Consider the following 1,044-nt stretch of genomic DNA (forward strand, 5'->3'; position numbering starts at 1 on the left):
TAGGAGTTACGCAGTTGCCGGTAGCCTGTAAAGTGGATTAGTCAGATAGGTGCGGATGGCGGGGCGGATGATAGCGAGTTTCGCCTCAAACCAGCTGATTCCTTTGCGATAACAATGGCACTCCAGGCGTAAGAAGGCGCGTAATGCGAGACCGATGTGGTTGCGTTGAGCGCGAGCGGCGCGAACCTGAGCGCGTTCGACCCCACAATATTGCTTGATTCCCCGGTGATAGGTTTCAATGGTCCAGGCGTAACCGGCAAAGCGTACGCGCGTGAGGGCTTTCATGTTGAGGTCATTGGTGGCCCAGTATTCCCTGTCGCCGTCTGGGGTGACGATCAGAAATAAACGAATGAGGCCATAGCCCTTGAGATGCACGAGCGTGCCGTGGGCGTCGGTGTTGACCTGGGCGACCGGGCGTGCGCCCGTCCGGTCGGGGTTGACGAGGCGGTTGGCTTTCAGACGGGTCAGCCACACCCAATCCCACGCCCGAATCTGTTTGAGGTTTTCTAAACTGCTGTACCAACTATCAAAAACCACGCATTCCGGGACAAAGCCCCGCGTGTGGGCTGTCTCCAGCAGCGTGCGGAAATGATCGTTTTTGGTCAGTGCATCCCCGGCTTTGTCGTAAATCCGGTAGTCCAATGGCACATGCCGGTCACCCTCGCTCCACAACAGGGTAATCAGGTTAATGCCCTCCACCACCGCGTGGTGCTTTCCCGACCAATGGCGGTGGATAAGCTCCATTTTCTTGGCATAGGGTTTGTCCAAGGTCGAGTCGTCCACCACCAGTACGCCCCCCTGCCGTTCTACTTGCACAGCCGCTTCCTTCCATAACGTCAAGGCGTCTGGCTCCAGCCGATGTAACAAGCGGGTAAACGCATCGTGTTGTGGGGCATTCGCTTCCTCCGGCTGCACCCGCGCTGCCTCCGTCGCGCTGCAGACCTTCGGTGTCGCTATCAGAAACTGGATGTAGTCTTCATCTGTGACTTTCGGTGGGTTCATAACCTTCCTTATCGCTCTTTATCAACCAACTGCGTAACTCCT

1 protein-coding gene is annotated in these 1,044 nt (G+C 56.7%); it reads right to left on the reverse strand.

The genetic code is table 11. The features are described from left to right. Positions 1-6 precede the first annotated feature (6 nt). Positions 7-1,002, reverse strand: a complete 996-nt coding sequence (locus BN873_RS11270) for an IS701 family transposase (RefSeq protein ID WP_048673717.1) — start codon at positions 1,000-1,002, stop codon at positions 7-9. Positions 1,003-1,044: the final 42 nt, after the last annotated feature.

The sequence above is a fragment of the Candidatus Competibacter denitrificans Run_A_D11 genome (assembly GCF_001051235.1).
Classification (GTDB): Bacteria; Pseudomonadota; Gammaproteobacteria; order Competibacterales; family Competibacteraceae; genus Competibacter_A; species Competibacter_A denitrificans.

What these genes read in the sequence shown, in the direction of transcription:
- BN873_RS11270 (WP_048673717.1), bottom strand. Translation starts at nt 1,002, where the DNA reads ATGAACCCACCGAAAGTCACAGATGAAGACTACATCCAGTTTCTGATA.